Origin of the sequence: Kocuria sp. PD6 (assembly GCF_031844145.1) — a bacterium.
Lineage (GTDB): Bacteria > Actinomycetota > Actinomycetes > Actinomycetales > Micrococcaceae > Kocuria > Kocuria marina.
The window spans coordinates 97,599-114,683 of record NZ_JAUZUS010000003.1; the positions used below are offsets into that span (position 1 = coordinate 97,599).

Sequence of the window (17,085 nt, forward strand, 5' to 3'; positions counted from 1 at the left end):
CCAGCCCGGCGCGGACGATCCCGTCAGCCCTGCCCCATGATCTCGAAATCGTGGAACAGGACCTTGGCGTCCTCCGTGTACAACCCGATCGCGCCACCTCGGTAGGGAGTCTCCTCGTCCGTGACGGTGGCCAGTTCGGTCCCGTCCACCGTGACCGTCATCCTGGGCCAGTCCTGCGTGATCTCCACCCGGTAGTCCCTGCCCACCGGGAAGGTCCAGTCCCCACCGGAGGCGATGAACCGCTGCGCCCCCGGGTAGGCCGGGTCCTGCTTGGAGATCTCCCAGCCGTTGGGTTTGAGCGCCACCGCGTAGAAGTGGTCGTTGTCGCGCAGGTTCCACTGCACCCAGCCCACTTCCCACGCATTGGGTTCGTCATTGCGGCGCAGTTGCTCCTCGGTGCGCACCGTGACGGCGAAGTCGGCGTCGTCGTAGTTCTCCACCGTGTGCACGAGCGCCCCGTGGGTCACGATGGCGGCCTCGGCCGTGTGGGGTTCCAGCAGCACCTGCCGGTCGTTGCCCTTCACGGTGCCGTAGCCCGTGTACATGACCTGCCAGCGCCCGTGCACCTCCCCGTCCGCCCACGGCTGCACGCGCCACAGGTTATTCATGACGGCCATCACCGCGAGCACCAGCACGATCGTCGCGACGAGTACGACGACGCCGCGTTTCCTCATGCATGGGCCTCCACCGTGAGCTCCCGGGCCGAGGAGTCCACCTGCTCCTGGTTCTCGACCACGCGTTCCGTCTTGGCCCAGCCGTTGTGGCCGCGCACCGCGCGCCACGCGGCCTTCCAGCCGGCCACATACCACAGCACGGCGTAGAGCACGTAGAGGTGGACCAGGCCCACGGCCTTGACCGGGTTCAGACCGCTGTGACGTTCCTGCGACCAGTACACCAGCCCGTAGAGCAGCGCGGGTCCGAACGCGATCAGGTAGGACGAGAGCCACCACCCGGAGACCACGGCGTGACCCGTGACGATCCCGACTGCGAGGTCCAGCACCCAGAAGGCGAACGCCAGAGACAGGAAGGACGTAAGCAGCAAGAGGAACGGGCTCGTCAGGTGGTACAAGAGATCCGCCCGGCGGCTGCCGGTGAGGTCCCGCAGCACCCACGGCACCAGGTTCCAGGACTGCAGGTGGCCCTGGAACCACCGGGTGCGCTGCTTGACCCAGCGCTTGACGTCCACGAGTCCTTGCTGGTGCACGGACGCGGTGGAGACGAACTCGGTCTGCCACCCGTCCATGAGCAGTCGCACGCCCAAATCCAGGTCCTCGGTGAGGCTGCGAGACCACGGGGACACACCCAGCCCGTCGAGCGCGGAGAGCCGGACGAACTGGCCGTTGCCGCCGAGTCCCACGCTGCCCAGGTGTCGGCGGCCCCGCTGGAACACGTGGGTGTAGAGCACGAACTCGAGGTCCTGCATCCGGGCCAGGAGGTTCTGCTGGCGGTTGTTGATCCGCACGCCGATCTGCACCGCGCCCAGGCGGTTGTCCTTGAACAGGGGCATGACGTCGTCCAGGGCGTGCGGGTCCAGACGTCCGTCCGCGTCCATGACGCACACGACCACGTCAGAATGAGACGTCCCGGCGATCAGATCGCTCGTGCGCAGGTACTGGATGGCGGCGTTGAGCGCCTCGCCCTTCCCCTCGCGGGCGTGGGGCAGGGTGCGCTGGAACAGGTGCACGCGCGGGTCCGGGAACGAGCGCACGATCTCGGCCGTGCCGTCGTCGGAACCGTCGTCGATCACCATGATCTGGACGTCCGGGTGGTCCAAGCCGACGAGCCGCTCGAGGCTGGGCCGCAGGACGCGTTCCTCGTTGAGGCACGGGATCACGAAGACCACCTTGTGGTGGCCGGGGACGGTGGCGATCTTCACCCTACGGTGCTGAGAGCGCTGCGGTTCGAAGCGGGAGAGCACCAGGATGAACATGCCGTACAGGACGCTCAGGGCCACGAGGACCACGGCGAGCACCAGGATGAGGTCGATACGATGACCGAAGACCAGGATCACGGTTCAGCCCTTCACCTTCAGCGCGTGCCGACCGTGCGCGGGCAGCTCCTGGTACGGCTGGTCCTCGGCGGCGGTCACGGGCGCCATCTCGCGCGGGTGCGCGGCCTGACGGGGTCTGCGCCGGATCTGGTGCCACGTGGTGATGGCGCTCGCGATGGACACCGTGCTGAGGAAGAACAGCAGGTACGCCAGGAACAGCACCATGGCGATCATCAACAGCACGCGGCTGCCGCCCTGCAGGAACGCCTGCAACGTTTCCCCCACGGACGCGATTTCGGACAGCGCAAAGACATGCAACACGAATCCCCCGATTCCCCCTGTGGTGTCGCGATCATCCCCCCGGACTCACGACACGTGTGACCCCTCCAGAATACGTCGGGCACAACTATGCGTTGTGGCACGTAATTGCGACTGCGAACGCTTTGTGGGCCGAGCGGCCCACGGAGGTGTGGGGTCTCCGGGGAAGCCTTTCGGCGCGCAGTGGCATAAAAAGCGCGTTTCGCATGTAAATAGATGCATTTACATAGAAAGTTATGGGCTCAAACTCTATGAAGTAACGCCAAACAGGGGACAGTAACCGGCGTTGCGATCAAGGCGGACACGTACCCTAGGGCCATGCTCTCTTCGGTGATGTCCATACCCCCACTGTCCGATCTGCTCGATACCGCTCGGGTGGTTTCCCTGCCCATGCGCGTGCGGTTCCGGGGGGTCACCGCCCGGGAAACGGTCGTCTTCCACGGCCCGGCGGGTTGGGGCGAGTTCGGTCCTTTCCCCGAGTACGAGGACGCCGAAGCGACGTCGTGGTTGCGCGCGGGCATCGAGGTGGCATGGACCGGGTTCCCCGACCCCGTGCGCACCCGGGTGCCCGTCAACGCCACGGTCCCGGCCGTCCCCGCCGAGCGCGTCCCGGAGGTCCTGGCGGGGTACGGCGGCGCGGTGCACGCCGTGAAGATCAAGGTCGCCGAACGCGGACAGAGCCTCGCGGACGACGTCGCTCGCGTCGCCGCCGTGCGCGCCGCCCTCCCGGACGCGCAACTGCGCGTGGACGCGAACATGGGCTGGAGCGAGGACGACGCCGTACGCGCACTCATCACCCTGAGCGAGTTCGAGCTCGCGTACGCCGAGCAACCCGTGGCCACCGTGCCGGGGCTGGCCGACGTGCGCCGTCGGCTGCGGGACGCGGGGAACAAATTGTTGATCGCCGCGGACGAATCCGTGCGCAAGGCGCAGGACCCGCTGGCCGTGGCTCGGGCCGACGCGGCGGATCTGATCGTGGTTAAGGTCGCACCCCTGGGCGGGGTACGCCGAGCGCTGGAGATCGTCGCGCAGGCCGGGCTGCCCGCCGTCGTCAGCTCCGCCATCGACAGCTCGGTGGGGATCCGGGCGGGCGTGGCACTCGCCGCGGCGTTACCGGAGTTGCCGTACGCGTGCGGGCTCGGGACGCTGTCCCTGATGACCGCGGACGTCACCGCCGAGCCCCTGCGCCCGGTGGACGGCTACCTCCCGGTGCGGGACGTGGCGGTCTCCGAGGATCTGTTGACGGAACACGCGGTCACGGGCCCGCGCCGTGACTGGTGGCTCGAGCGGATCTCCCGCACGTATGAGGTGCTGCGGGGCGGGGACGTTTAGACGGCGGAAGGGGCCGACACTACGCATGGGTAGGATCGGCCCCTTCTTGGCAAGTCCGGTTCAGCGACGGGCAGCCGGAGTGGGCTCCTCGGTGGCGGATTCAACCAAAGGAGTATCGATATGGGGCTTCAAGCGCGAGGCCGCGAAGGCAGCTAGAGCTACCACGACCGCAACCCCGATGTAGAGCTGGGTCGGTGACCAGCCGCCGTCGAGGAGGGTGCCCACCAGAATGGGTGCCAGAATGGCTCCCACCCGGCCAATTCCGATACCCCATCCGACACCGGTTGCTCGCACCTCCGGCGCATACGTCTGAGGTGCCACGGTGTAGAGTCCCGCAACACAGCCGTTGATGAGCATTCCCACGACAACACCACTCAGGAATGCGAGAGCCGGAATTGATGTAGTAGTAATGAATGCCACCAATAGCACGGCCGCAAGAATAGTGAACACCACGAGCGTGTTGCGCGCGTTACGCCGAATGGTCAGAACACCGTAGATCAGCGAACCGAAGGTTCCACCCATGGTCAGCATCAGGCCCCCCACGATGCCTTGCTGCTCCGTCATCCCGGATTCAACCAGAAGTCTCGGCGTCCACGAATTCGCGAAGTAGAAGCCGAACATGATGACGAAGAACGATACCCATAGCAGGATGGTCGAAACCCGGTACCGGCCACCAAGCAGCTGCGTCACGCTACCCTGTGACGGATTGGTTGTGGCGGGTGCATCCCCCAGGAAAACGTCCCCCTTGAGCCCGATCCGTCGGGCAATTCCAGCCACCTTCTCTTCGGCATTCTTGGGGCGTCGGACACGGTAGTAATCAACAGATTCTGGCAGGATCACCAGGATCAAAGCGGCTGCGAACAATGTCACAAGGCCACCGGCAAGGAACACGGAGCGCCATCCGAAAGCGGGAATCAGCTGGGTGGCACCCATTCCACCCAGTGTGGCACCCACCCCGTAGCCGGCGGTGTAGATACTGATGGCCATGCCGCGATTCTTCAAATTGGAGTACTCGCTGGTGATGACCGTAACCGTTGCGAGGATGCCGCCCACACCCAGCCCGGTGATGACTCGCCATGCGCCCAGCTCAAGGGCGGAGTTCGCCGTGCCGGAAAGGAACAAACCTGCGGCATTGATGCCAACCGCGACCAACAAGATCTTGCGACGTCCGAAGCGATCAGCGAACGGGCCCAGCAAGAGTGACCCAGCAGCCATGCCGATCAGACCGGAACTCAGCAGCCAGCCCAGCTGGGCTCCTGTGAGTTCGAACTCCTTGGAGACGGAGGTCGCGGTGAAGGCCATTGCCAACACGTCGTACCCGTCGAGGGCGTTGAGAAACGCGGCTAGTGCAACAATGACCCATTGATATGCCGACATCTTGGAAATGTCGATCTTACGGCGAATGTCCAAAACATGCCTTTCAGGGAACGTCGATGGTTACGAGGGCTGACTGTGCGGGGTTTTCCGGAGTTGAATCCGGTCGAGTTGCTACTGCGCGGGAGACGCAGCAGCACATTGTGGCGTTCGGGGCCTTCTGGCGGTCGGAGTGGCCGCATTGACCAGTGCGTTCACCGCGAGGCGGGCCTTCATCCGGGAATCCATGGAGTAGCCCACGATCCGCCCGCAGAACGCGTCCTTGATCGCGCAGAGATAGAGCTTTCCCTCATCAGTCCAGTGTTCCGTGATGTCGGTGAACCACAGCTCGTTGAGATCATCCGCGGTGAAGTCTCGCTTCGCGAGATCCTCGCGAACGGGAGGACCGGGGCGCTTGCCGTTCTTCCCTGGTTTCTTCCCGAAGACCGACCACCACTGGTTGTCTCGGCAGATCCGCCACGCGGTCCGCTCACACATCGCCTCCCCGGCCGCGTGGGCTTCTGCGACCAGGAACCGGGATCCGAACTCGGGGTCATCGCGGTGGGCATCGAACAAGGCGTTCGCGCGGTATGTCTGGACCAGTTCCGAGGCGGTGACCTGGGGTTTCAGCCACCGATAGTAGGGCTGGCGGGAGAGCTTCAAAACCCGCAAGGGCACCGCGACGGGAATCCCGTTGACAGCGAGCTCCCTCACGAGCGGGTAGAGCCTTGTGACGGCAGGTTCGCCTGAGACAGGTACGCAACCGCGCGGCGCAGGACCTCGTTCTCCTGCTCAAGAAGACGAATTCTCATGCGCGCGTCGCGCAGCTCTGAGGACTCCTCGCGGGTTCTTCCGGCACGGTTGCCGTCCTCGATATCGGCTTGACGTAGCCACTTGTGGAGAGTCATTTCGTGAACGCCGAAGTCACGAGCGATCAGCGCGAGCGTGATCCCATCCTCGCGGGCGCGCGCCACACGAACGACGTCTTCGCGGAACTCTCGGGGATATGCAGCGGGCATGGTGCATATCCTTCCAGGCCGCCCGACGGGCAAGCCAGCTCAGATGTCACCCCCCGTACAGCAGTCCCGATCCATGATGAGGGGCCGAGGTGGCTCGAACTTGCCCCAGCACGTCAACGGGGGTTGAAACCCGCCCCTGTATGCAGCCCGGGACCCAAAGTCGCCACAATGCGGCACGCGGCGTGCGGGGCCCCGAAGGTGGTCCGTGACAGACGCGCAATTAACCCGTCGTTCGCCCGGTGGTTGCGTGGCGATCACGCCGTGATGGTGGGCTGAGCAGCGGAACCACTCGCTGACATGCATCAATGCATGTCCCACCCAGGGAGCCACGCCATGACCCAAGCACCCGAACGCCGTCGCCTGTTGCCCATGCTGGGCCACGTCAACGGCAAGCGAAGCCCGCTCACGTGTGAACTCAAGTGCGGTAGCCAGTGCATGACCCCGGACGCGAACACATCCGGCAACGAGTACGTGCACGACGTCATCTCCGCAGCCGTCAGCCGCCGTGCCGCCCTGGGGCTGGGGATGGCCGGGGCCGTGACCGTGGGTGTGGTCGCCGCGACTGCCCAGCCGGCCGAGGCCACCTACGCCTACTGGGGTCAGGGCCGTGCCCGCCTGGACTTCACGCCCATCAAGCCCGTGGACATGACCGTGGACGACCTCTCGGTGCCCAAGGGCTACGACTGGTCGCCCATCATCCGCTGGGGTGACCCCCTGTTCTACGACTCCCCGGAGTTCGACCCCAAGAACCAGACCCCCGAAGCGCAAGCCAAGCAGTTCGGATTCAACTCGGACTATCTGGACATCATCCCGGACCCGAACGGGCTCACGGGCGTGCTGGTGAACAACCACGAGTACACCAACGAGAACACCATGTTCCCGGCGGGCTACGACAAGACCAACCTGACCAACATGGTCAAGACCACGATCCAGGCGCACGGCATGTCGGTCGTGGAGATCTCCCGCACCAAGGTGGGGGAGCCGTGGACCTATGTGCGCGGTGGCGCCCGCAACCGTCGCATCACGCTGACCACCACGTTCGTGATGGACGGGCCCGCCGCGGGGTCCGATCTGCTCAAGACGCAGGACGACCCCACCGGCAAGCGCGTGCTGGGCACCCAGAACAATTGCTCTGGCGGTGTGACACCGTGGGGCACGGTGCTCTCCGGTGAGGAGAACGTGCACCAGTACTTCATCACCTCCGGCACCGCCGAGGAGAAGCGCTACGGCTTCCCCACGACCATGCCGTCCCGCCGCTGGCCCGAGGTGGAGAAGCGCTTCGACGCCCGGATCGAGGGGTACAAGAACGAGCCCAATCGCTTCGGCTGGGTCGTGGAGATCGACCCGCAGAACCCCAACTCCGCGCCCATCAAGCACACCGCGCTGGGCCGCTTCAAGCACGAGGGCGCGAACGTGCGCGTGGGTGACGACGGCACGGTGGTCGCGTACTCCGGTGACGACGAGAAGTTCGAGTACATCTACAAGTTCGTCTCGTCCCGCAAATACCGCAAGGGCGACAAGGCCCACAATATGAAGTTGCTCTCCGAGGGCGACCTCTACGTGGCCCGGCTGCGCGGCAACTCCCAGGCCCCCGAGATCACTGGGACGGGCCAGCTGCCCCGCGACGGCGAGTTCGACGGCACCGGCGAGTGGCTGCCCCTGCTCAAGGGTGGAAAGTCCATGGTCCGCGGCATGTCCGTGGAGGAGGTCCTGGTCTACACCCGCCTCGCCGCGGACAAGGCGGGCGCCACCAAGATGGACCGCCCGGAGGATGTGGAGCCCAACCCCCACACCGGCAAGGTGTACGCGGCGCTGACCAACAACTCCGATCGCGGCAAGCCCGGCAAGGCGGACGTGGACGAGGCCAATCCCCGCACCGGCAACCGTGACGGGTACATCCTGGAACTGACCGAGCGCAATAACCGGCCCCAGGCCACGCGCTTCGACTGGAACCTGTTGCTCGTGTGCGGTGACCCCACCAAGGATTCGGGGACGTACTTCGGGGGGTTCCCCAAGGAGAAGGTCTCCCCGATCTCGTGCCCCGACAACGTGGCCTTCGACAAGGCGGGCAACCTGTGGATCTCCACGGACGGTGCGCCCTCCAAGATCGGCTACAACGACGGTCTGTTCAAGGTGGACCTCCAGGGTGCCAATCGCGGTCGCGTGCAGCAGTTCCTGGCCGTGCCGCAGGACGCGGAGACGTGCGGTCCCGTGATCCACGACACCGAGGGCATGGTCTACGTGGCCGTGCAGCACCCCGGTGAGGACGGCACGTTCGAGCAGCCCCGCTCGTACTTCCCCGACTACGTGCTGCCCACGCGCGCCGGGGCCGGCGAGTTCTCCATGCCACGCCCCGCGGTGGTCCAGGTCTTCCACAAGAACCGCGAGGACCAGCCCGAGTTCCCCGGTGGCGTGAGCGACAAGCCGGGTAAGGGCCGCAACCAGGACAAGCGCCGCAAGAACGGCAAGAACGGCCCCAAGTACCGCGGGTACCAGGGCAAGAGCAATGCCGAGCTCAAGCGCCGCGCTCGCCAGGCGCCCAAGTCCTTCGAGGGCTGAGCTCGTAGCACCACCGCACGCATGCGCGGGCGGGATCGCGGGGACCGCGGTTCCGCCCGCGTCGTCGTGCCCGGGCACAGCGGGCGACGACGCCGCGGTGTCGGCCGAGCGACGTAGGCCTGTACCCGCGGGTGACCAGGGGGAAGGCCGGCTATGTGACGTGTTTGTGACGGTGAATCGCTGCACTGAGGGCTCGCTCGGTACGTTGGAGCGACTTGCCTCCCCCTCACCCAAGGAGCACCCATGACACCCTCCGCCGACACCCAGGACAAGGCCCCCGCCGCGGCGTCCGGCCGCGTGCGCGGACCCCGCAAGGGTACCGATCTGGGCCAGTGGAAGGTCAGCGGCCGCACGCCGCTGAACCACAACGAGGAGTTCAAAGCGGAGGAGAACTCGCTCAACGTCCGGCAGCGGATCATCGACACGTACTCCAAGACGGGGTACGCCTCGATCCCCGCGGACGACGTCCACGGGCGGTTCCGCTGGTTGGGCCTGTACACGCAGCGCAAGCAGGGCGTGGACGGTGCGTCGACCTCCAAGCTGGACGCCGAATCGCTCTCGGACGAGTACTTCATGCAGCGCATCCGCCTGGACGGCGGACAGCTGACCACGGAGCAGACGCGCGTGCTGGGTGGCATCTCCCGGGATTTCGCGCGCGGCACCGCGGACGTGTCCGACCGGCAGAACATCCAGCTGCACTGGCTGCGCATCGAGGACGTCCCCGAGATGTGGGAACGCCTGGACTCGGTGGGGCTCACGACCCTCGAGGCGTGCGGTGACACCCCCCGCGTGTTCCTGGGCAGCCCCGTGGCGGGCGTCGAGGCGGATCCGATCATCGATCCCACGTCCGAACTCGAGGCGCTGCGCACAGAGTTCGTGGGCAACCCGGACTACGTGAACCTGCCGCGCAAGTTCAAGACCGCGATCACCGGCAGCCGCACCCTGGACGTGGTGCACGAGATCAACGACGTCAGCTTCGTGGGGGTCAACCACCCGGAACTCGGTCCCGGTTACGACCTGTGGGTGGGCGGTGCACTGTCCGTGTCCCCGCGGTTGGGGGAGCGCCTGGGTGCGTTCGTGGCGCCGGAGGACGTCGTGCCCGTGTGGGCCGGGGTCACTGCGATCTTCCGCGACTACGGCTACCGCAAGCAGCGCACCAAGGCCCGGTTGAAGTTCCTGCTCGCCGAGTGGGGCCCGGAGAAGTTCCGCCAGGTGCTCCAGGACGAGTACCTGGGTCGCGAGCTGCCGGACGGTCCCGCCCCCGAGCGCGCCGTGGGTCACGCGGATCACGTGGGGGTCCACGAGCAGAACGACGGCAAGAAGTACGTGGGCTTCGCGCTGACCGCGGGTCGCCTGAGCGGTGACGCCCTCGTGGCGCTCGCCGACGCCGCCGAGGCCGCCGGTTCCGGCCGGATCCGGTTGACCCCGCACCAGAAGGTCCTGGTGCTGGACGTGGCCCCGGAGAACGTGGATTCCCTGATCGAGGCGCTGCGCCCGTGGGGGATGCACGCCAAGCCCAGCCCGTTCCGCCGGTCCACGATCGCGTGCACCGGGATCGAGTTCTGCAAGCTCGCGTTCGTGGAGACCAAGGGTCTTGCCGCGCGGGTGATCGACGACATGGAGCAGCGCCTCCAGGATGTGGAGATCCCCACCCCCATTTCCCTGCACATCAACGGGTGCCCCAACTCGTGCGCGCGTATCCAGACCGCGGACATCGGTCTCAAGGGCCAGTACATCGGTGAGGAGTACGTGTTCCAGGTGCACCTGGGCGGCGGCCTGGCCTCCCCGGACCGCGAGGAGGGCGGTTTGGGTCGAACCGTGCGCGGGCTGAAGATCACCGCAGATGACCTGTCCGACTACGTGGAGCGTGTCACCCGCACGTTCCTCGACGAGCGCGAGGCTCACCAGAGCTTCGCCGAGTGGGCCCTGAACGCCCAGGAGGATTCACTGAAATGACCAGGACCGACACCGCAGGCAACAGCGGCGCGGCGGACGCGTCGTCGTCGTCCGCTCACACCACGACCATCGAGCAGGACCCCGCGGCCGCTTCCCCCGGACGCACCCGCTCCGTCGAGGAGCTCAAGGCGCTCGTCGAGGAGGCGCAGCAGCGCTTCGGACTGCGGGATGCGGACCCGGACGAGGTGCTCGCGTGGGCCGCCGAGACCTTCGGGAAGAAGCTCGCGGTCGCGTGCTCCATGGCCTCCGACACCGTGGTCCCCGCCCTGGTGAGCAATCACGTTAAGGATGTGGACGTGCTCTTCCTGGAGACGGGCTACCACTTCCCGGAGACCCTTGAGACCCGCGATCGCTTCGCCTCGGACTGGCCAGTGAACGTGCGGACCCTGCTGCCCGAGCTGACCGTTCCCGAGCAGGACGCCAAGTACGGTCCCAAGCTCCATGACCGTGACCCGGGCCTGTGCTGCGGGATGCGCAAGGTTGCGCCGCTGGACAAGGCCCTGGCCGGGTACGAGGCCTGGGTGACCGGGCTGCGACGCGAGGAGACACCCCACCGCGCGAACGCCGCGCCTGTGGAGTGGGACGAGCACCACCAGATGGTCAAGCTCAACCCCGTGGTGGATTGGAGCTTCGACCACGTGGTCGATTACGCCGAGCAGAACCTCGTAGTGGTCAACCCGTTGCTGGGCCAGGGTTACCCGTCCATCGGGTGCGCACCGTGCACGCGCAAGGTCGCACCCGGAGAAGACCCCCGCGCCGGTCGTTGGTCCGGTGTGGGCAAGACAGAATGCGGGATCCATCTATGACCACGACCACCTCCGAGTCCGTGACACTCTCCCAGCTGCAGCGTCTCGAGGCCGAGTCCATCCACATCTTCCGCGAGACCGCGTCCGAGGGCGAGCGCCCCGTGCTGTTGTTCTCCGGCGGCAAGGACTCGGTGGTCATGCTTCACCTGGCCGCCAAGGCCTTCTGGCCGGCACCCATCCCGTTCCCCGTGCTGCACGTGGACACCGGGCACAACTTCCCGGAGGTCCTGGAGTTCCGGGATCGCACCGTGGAGCGGTTGAAGATCCGTCTGGAGGTCGCCAAGGTCCAGGACTACATCGACGACGGCCGCCTGGCCGAGCGCCCGGACGGCACCCGCAACCAGTTGCAGACCGTTCCCCTGCTGGACGCGATCGCGGAGGGCAAGCACGACGTCGTCTACGGCGGCGCCCGGCGTGACGAGGAGAAAGCCCGCGCCAAGGAACGCATCATCAGCCTGCGCGATGAGTTCGGTCAGTGGGATCCGCGTAACCAGCGCCCCGAACTGTGGAGCCTGTACAACACGCGCCACCGCCCCGGTGAGCACGTGCGGGTGTTCCCGCTGTCCAACTGGACCGAGTTGGACATCTGGTCCTACATCACCGAGCAGGGCATCGACCTGCCCCCGCTGTACTACGCCCACGAGCGGGACGTGATCAGCCGCGACGGGATGTGGCTCGCCGTGGGTGAGTACGTGAGCCCGCGGGAGAACGAGACCGTGGAGCAGCGCACCGTGCGCTACCGCACCGTGGGTGACATGAGCTGCACGGGTGCCGTGGAGTCCCCGGCCACGACCGCGGAGGAGGTGCTGGCTGAGGTCATGACCAGCACCCTCACCGAACGCGGGGCCACCCGCGCGGACGACCGCGTGTCCGAGGCCGCCATGGAGGACCGCAAACGAGAGGGCTACTTCTAGAGATGAGCACCGAGAACCGAGCAAGCCTGCTGCGGATCGCCACGGCCGGCAGCGTGGACGACGGCAAGTCCACGCTCGTGGGCCGCTTGCTGCACGACACCAAGAACATCCTGGTGGACCAGCTCGACGCGATCGAACGGGTCAGCCAGTCCCGCGGCCTGGACGCCGCGGACCTCGCGCTGCTCACGGACGGGCTGCGGGCCGAACGCGAGCAGGGCATCACGATCGACGTGGCCTACCGCTATTTCGCAACGCCCGCGCGCAGCTTCATCCTCGCGGACTGCCCGGGGCACGTGCAGTACACGCGCAACACCGTCACGGGTGCCTCCACCGCGGACGCGCTGATCGTGCTCGTGGACATCACCCACGGGATCATGGAGCAGACCCGGCGCCACCTGGCTGTCGGGGCCCTGCTGGGAGTGCCGCACCTGATCGTCGCGGTCAACAAGATCGACCTGTTGCCCGATGCGGAAGAAGCGTTCCGGGAACTGAGCGGACAGTTGCACGAACTCGCGGACGAACTGGGTGTGCTGGACCTGCGGATCATCCCGGTCTCCGCGCTGCGAGGCGACAACGTGGTCGAGGCCTCCCAGGACACCCCGTGGTACGACGGTCCGTCCCTGCTGAGCTGGCTCGAGAACCTCCCGGACTCGTCCGAGCTCACCCAGGCGGAACGGTTCGCGCTGCCCGTGCAGTGCGTCATCCGCCCGCAGTCCGCCGCACTGTCCCCGGAGTTCGTGGACTACCGCGGCTACGCGGGCCAGATTGCCTCCGGTTCGGTGGCCGTGGGGGACGAGGTCGCCGTGCAACCGGCCGGGCGCACCACCACGGTCGAGCGCATCGACGTGGCCGGGGCTCCCGCCGAGTACGCCGTGGCCGGGCAGTCCGTGACCCTCACACTTGCGGACCAGATCGACATCACGCGCGGTGACCTGATCGCGGAACCGGCCGGGGCGCCGTCGGGCACCAAGTCGGTGGAGGCCGTGGTGTGCTGGCTCGACGACGAGAAGCCCCTGCGCGAGGGCCAGCGCGTGCTGCTCAAGCACACCACGCGCGTGGTGCGCGGGATCGTGGGCTCGCTCGACGGGAGGCTGAACCTCGAGAGCCTCGCCGCGGAATCGGTGGAGTCGTTCGAGCTCAATGATATCGGCCGGGTGACCGTGCGCGTGGCCGAACCGCTGTTCACCACTGCGTACACGCAGTCGCACGCGCTGGGCTCGTTCCTGCTCATCGACCCACAGTCCGGTCGCACGCAGGCCGCGGGCATGGTGCAGGACGACAGCGTCAACACCCCGGGTGTGCTGGGTAACCTCCGCGCGGACGCGGGGGAGTGGGCCATCTGAGCCATCCCTGAGTGACCTTTGCGGCCCCGGTCCACGTCGTCGACGACGGCGCGGCACCGGGGCCGCTGTGCGTGTCGGTGCCGGTCGGTACGCTCTGGAGCGTGATCAGCCCCAGCCTCGTCTCGGCCACCGCCGTCCTGCGCGCCCTCGCGATGCGCGGGATGGAACACCTCGTGGTGTCCCCGGGGTCGCGTTCCGCGCCGCTGGCATATGCCGCGGCCGCAGCGCAGGCCAGCGGCGCACTGTCGGTACACGTGCGGATCGACGAGCGCGACGCCGCCTTCACCGCCCTCGGCATCGCCCGCTCCACGGGCCTGCCGTGCGCCGTGGTGACCACGAGCGGGACGGCCGTGGGTGAGCTGCTCCCGGCGGTCATGGAGGCCTCCCACGCGGGGGTCCCCCTGGTGGTGCTCAGCGCGGACCGGCCGCCCGAACTGCGCGGGACCGGCGCGAACCAGACCACGCGGCAACCCGGGATGTTCGCCAACTTCGTGCGCGCGGCCGTGGACCTGCTACCCCCGGACGATCCGCAGTTGTCATGGCCGCAGCAGTGCGAGGACGTGGAATCGTTGCTCGATCACGTCCTGGCCGCCCTTCCCGGCGATGAGCAGGATCCGCCCGGACCCGTGCATGTGAACGTGGCCCTGCGCGATCCGCTGTACCCCGTGTGCGACGACGACCACCGTCACCTGCGCAGCTGGGCCCGCGACCTCGCGAGTGAGGTGCGGCCCGTGCGTTCCGGGGGTGCCGCGCGGATCCGGGTGCACCCGTGGTCGGTGCTCCTGGAGCCGTTCCTCCCGCCCGCCGAGTCGGTGCGAATCGCGGAGTCGGCGCCATGGAACGAGCCCGTGCGCGTGACGTCGGAGGCCGACGGCGCGGATATGCGTTCCAATGCCGCGCGGCGGGTGTCTTCCGACTCTGAGTCTTCGGCGCCCCCGGCACCCTCGGCGACCGCGGGCACCGCGCATCCCCTCATCTTTGCCGGCGACGGCGCGGGGCCTACCACCGAGCGTTTCGCGCTGGAGCATTCGTTGCCCCTGCTCGCCGAGCCCTCGTCCCAGGCGCGCGCGGGAGAGGCCGCCATCGCGTCCTACGAGAGCGTGCTGGACTCACCCCTCGGTGAGCGCGTGGACTCGGTGATCCTCGCGGGCCGCCCGACCCTGAGTCGCCGTGTCTCGGCGCTGCTCAAGCGCCCCGACGTGCGGGTGATCGCCGTGCGACCCGATCCCTCCCCGTGGTTCGAGCACGGCAGGCGCCCCGAGGACGCGGTGGGCTCGTTCGAGGAGGCAGCGAGCGCCGTCGGACCCGCGGAACCCGGGTGGCTCGAGGCGTGGCGCGAGGCGGGAGCCGCCGCCGACGCAGCTGTGCTGCGGTTCGCGGACGACCAACCCTCGCTGACGCGCCTGCACGTAGCGCGGGCGGTGTGGGACGCAGCGTGCGCGGACGGGTCGGTACTCGTGGCGGGGTCCTCCAACATCGTTCGGGACCTGGATCTCGTGGCCCGCGCCCGGGGGCCCTTGGCGGTGATCGCCAACCGCGGGCTCGCGGGGATCGACGGGACCGTGGCCACCGCGCACGGCGTGGGACTGGGGACGGGGCGGCCCGTGCGTGCCGTCATGGGGGACCTGACGTTCCTGCACGACGCCGGGGGACTGCTCCTGGGACCCGGCGAAAGCGTCCCGGACCTGCACATGATCGTGGTCAACGACTCCGGCGGCGGGATCTTCCAGACCCTGGAACACGGGGATCTGGGCCGGGACCCGCGTTACACCGCGACCGTGGAGCGCTTCTTCGGAACCCCCCACACGGTGGGGATCGCGGAGCTGTGTGCGGCGTACGGGGTCCAGTACGTGAGCGCGGACACCGCGATCGAACTCGCCGCCGCGCTCGCCGCACCCGTGGCCGGCCGGCGGGTCATCGAGGTCACACTGGACCGGCAGAGCCTGCGGGACTTCAACGTGGCCGCCAGGGACGCCGGTGCGCGAGCGGTGCGGGAGTACCTTGAGGGCGAGCCCTCCGAACGGGAGCCTCGCGCGGGGGAGTGAATGCCACTCGGCGCTCACATGTTTTTCACCGTGCGCCGTGCGTACCGTCCCGGGCCGGCGGCGGCCGTATGCGCCGCCCATGGTGTCCGGGGCGCTCGTTAGCATGGCGTCATGACTGAGCAGAGCACTCACACGACCACCGTCCGCACCGCGCTCGTCACGGGCGCCACCCGCGGCATCGGCCGGGCCATCGTGCAGGACCTCGCACGGGACCACATCGTCTTCGTGGGCGGACGTTCCGCCGACGACGTCCAGCGGGTCCGCGACGAACTCGCCGGGCTGGGTCCGGGGACCCGGGCGTTCACCGCGGACGTGAGCTCGGACGAGGAGGTCGCCGAGGCGTGGGAACCCCTGCGGGACGAGTTCGAGGGGCTCAACGTGCTGGTCCACTCGGCCGGGATCGCACCGCAAGCGCGGGTGGAGGAGGCCACGCGGGAGCAGTGGGAGCGGATCTTCGACGTCAACGTGATCTCCGTGGCTCAGCTGACCCGGTTGACCCTGCCCCAGCTGCGCGTGGCCGGCGGTGACGTCGTGGCCATCAACTCGGGTTCGGGGTTCACCTCGGGCCCGTCGGCGGCGCTGTACTCCGGGACCAAGTTCGCCCTGCGCGCCCTGACCGACGCGCTGCGCGAGGAGGAACGCGAGAACGGCGTGCGCGTGAGCTCGGTGCACCCGGGGCGCGTGGCCACGGACATGCAGGAGGAACTGCAGGCGTACATGGGCAACGAGTACCACCCCGAGGACTGGATCCGCCCCGAGCAGATTGCCGCGGCGGTGCGCACGGCAGTGGACGCCACGCGGGATTCTCAGGTCGAGGTGATCTCGGTGCGGCCCTCCGGGATGGTGAACCGGGGCTGACCGCGGTTCATCGCCTCCCGCAGGGGCCGCTCATGACGTCGTGATCGGGCGCGGTGATCGGCGGCATGCTCGCCTCCAAGCTCGCGGACCGTTCGGGCCCGCAGCGCATCGTGGCCACCACGTTCGTGCTCGCGGCCATCACCCTGGCGCTTATGACCATCGCGTTCCCGCTGCCGGTGCTGTTCATCGTCATCGCGATCGCCGGTGTGGGCACCCTGGGTACCCAGGTGCTGATCTACGGCTTCACGTCCAACGACTACACGACCAACGCACGTGCCGCCGGCGTGGCCTGGGCCTCCGGCTCCGGCCGCCTGGGCGGGATCTTCGGCCCGCTCATCGGCGGGTGGCCCCTGGCCGCCAACCTGGGAGGTGCCACCGCGTTCTACATCTTCGGTGCCGTGGCCCTGTTCGGTGCGCTCGTGACCATCCTCGTCCCGAGTCAGCGCACGGTGGAACAGGCCAAGGCCAAGGCCGAGGAGATCCTCGAGACCCAGGACATCCCGGGGTCCGCCACCGACATCCCTGTCACGGATCGCGTCTGATCCACCGATCCGGTCGGGCACCCGCTCGGCACCCGTGTTCCACCACGACG

The 17,085-nt window shown here is 67.8% G+C and carries 15 protein-coding genes; 9 read left to right on the forward strand and 6 right to left on the reverse strand.

Going from position 1 to position 17,085, the window contains the following annotated elements:
• Positions 1 to 23: 23 nt before the first annotated feature.
• Genes Q9R22_RS03480 through Q9R22_RS03490 form a run of 3 tightly spaced genes read right to left on the reverse strand, consistent with a single transcriptional unit; the run spans position 24 to position 2,275 of the window.
• Positions 24 to 674, reverse strand: coding sequence for a calcium-binding protein (locus tag Q9R22_RS03480; RefSeq protein WP_239317923.1), 651 nt, complete (start codon positions 672 to 674; stop codon positions 24 to 26).
• Positions 671 to 2,011, reverse strand: coding sequence for a glycosyltransferase family 2 protein (locus tag Q9R22_RS03485; RefSeq protein WP_206069185.1), 1,341 nt, complete (start codon positions 2,009 to 2,011; stop codon positions 671 to 673). Before Q9R22_RS03485 ends, Q9R22_RS03480 begins: the two co-directional genes overlap by 4 nt.
• A gap of 3 nt (positions 2,012 to 2,014) precedes the next feature.
• Positions 2,015 to 2,275: a hypothetical protein gene (locus Q9R22_RS03490; RefSeq protein ID WP_143467430.1), complete on the reverse strand. Its 261-nt coding sequence runs from the start codon at positions 2,273 to 2,275 to the stop codon at positions 2,015 to 2,017.
• A 351-nt stretch (positions 2,276 to 2,626) separates the two neighbouring features.
• Here Q9R22_RS03490 and Q9R22_RS03495 point away from each other — a divergent pair, with 351 nt between their 5' ends.
• Complete coding sequence (locus Q9R22_RS03495) at positions 2,627 to 3,640, forward strand: o-succinylbenzoate synthase (RefSeq protein WP_311254063.1); 1,014 nt, start codon at positions 2,627 to 2,629, stop codon at positions 3,638 to 3,640.
• Between the two features lie 60 nt (positions 3,641 to 3,700).
• Here Q9R22_RS03495 and Q9R22_RS03500 read toward each other — a convergent pair whose 3' ends face one another.
• The 3 genes from Q9R22_RS03500 to Q9R22_RS03510 form a co-directional block, all read right to left on the reverse strand.
• On the reverse strand, positions 3,701 to 5,050 hold the full coding sequence (locus Q9R22_RS03500; protein ID WP_311254064.1) for an MFS transporter: 1,350 nt from the start codon (positions 5,048 to 5,050) through the stop codon (positions 3,701 to 3,703).
• A gap of 78 nt (positions 5,051 to 5,128) precedes the next feature.
• Entirely contained in the window at positions 5,129 to 5,707 is a 579-nt protein-coding gene (locus tag Q9R22_RS03505) for a DDE-type integrase/transposase/recombinase (protein WP_239317945.1), read from the reverse strand.
• Entirely contained in the window at positions 5,704 to 6,012 is a 309-nt protein-coding gene (locus Q9R22_RS03510; protein ID WP_305142976.1) for a transposase, read from the reverse strand. The genes Q9R22_RS03505 and Q9R22_RS03510 overlap by 4 nt, the downstream gene beginning before the upstream one ends.
• Before the next feature lie 333 nt (positions 6,013 to 6,345).
• Between Q9R22_RS03510 and Q9R22_RS03515 the strand changes: the two genes are divergently transcribed.
• The 8 genes from Q9R22_RS03515 (at position 6,346) to Q9R22_RS03550 (ending at position 17,035) form a co-directional block, all read left to right on the forward strand.
• Complete coding sequence (locus tag Q9R22_RS03515; protein WP_311254065.1) at positions 6,346 to 8,571, forward strand: PhoX family phosphatase; 2,226 nt, start codon at positions 6,346 to 6,348, stop codon at positions 8,569 to 8,571.
• 243 nt (positions 8,572 to 8,814) lie between these two features.
• On the forward strand, positions 8,815 to 10,527 hold the full coding sequence (locus Q9R22_RS03520; protein WP_064846686.1) for a nitrite/sulfite reductase: 1,713 nt from the start codon (positions 8,815 to 8,817) through the stop codon (positions 10,525 to 10,527).
• Complete coding sequence (locus Q9R22_RS03525; protein ID WP_242670598.1) at positions 10,524 to 11,333, forward strand: phosphoadenylyl-sulfate reductase; 810 nt, start codon at positions 10,524 to 10,526, stop codon at positions 11,331 to 11,333. The genes Q9R22_RS03520 and Q9R22_RS03525 overlap by 4 nt, the downstream gene beginning before the upstream one ends.
• Entirely contained in the window at positions 11,315 to 12,247 is a 933-nt protein-coding gene (gene cysD / locus Q9R22_RS03530; protein WP_085108615.1) for a sulfate adenylyltransferase subunit CysD, read from the forward strand. Before Q9R22_RS03525 ends, cysD begins: the two co-directional genes overlap by 19 nt.
• 2 nt (positions 12,248 to 12,249) lie before the next feature.
• Entirely contained in the window at positions 12,250 to 13,590 is a 1,341-nt protein-coding gene (locus tag Q9R22_RS03535; RefSeq protein WP_311254066.1) for a GTP-binding protein, read from the forward strand.
• Between the two features lie 101 nt (positions 13,591 to 13,691).
• Complete coding sequence (gene menD / locus Q9R22_RS03540) at positions 13,692 to 15,635, forward strand: thiamine pyrophosphate-binding protein (RefSeq protein ID WP_311254067.1); 1,944 nt, start codon at positions 13,692 to 13,694, stop codon at positions 15,633 to 15,635.
• A 111-nt stretch (positions 15,636 to 15,746) separates the two neighbouring features.
• Entirely contained in the window at positions 15,747 to 16,493 is a 747-nt protein-coding gene (locus tag Q9R22_RS03545; RefSeq protein ID WP_085108619.1) for an SDR family oxidoreductase, read from the forward strand.
• Positions 16,494 to 16,546: 53 nt separating this feature from the next.
• Positions 16,547 to 17,035 carry an MFS transporter gene (locus tag Q9R22_RS03550; protein WP_311254068.1) on the forward strand — a complete coding sequence of 163 codons (489 nt, stop codon included), beginning with the start codon at positions 16,547 to 16,549 and terminating at the stop codon, positions 17,033 to 17,035.
• The last annotated feature ends 50 nt before the right edge of the window (positions 17,036 to 17,085 follow it).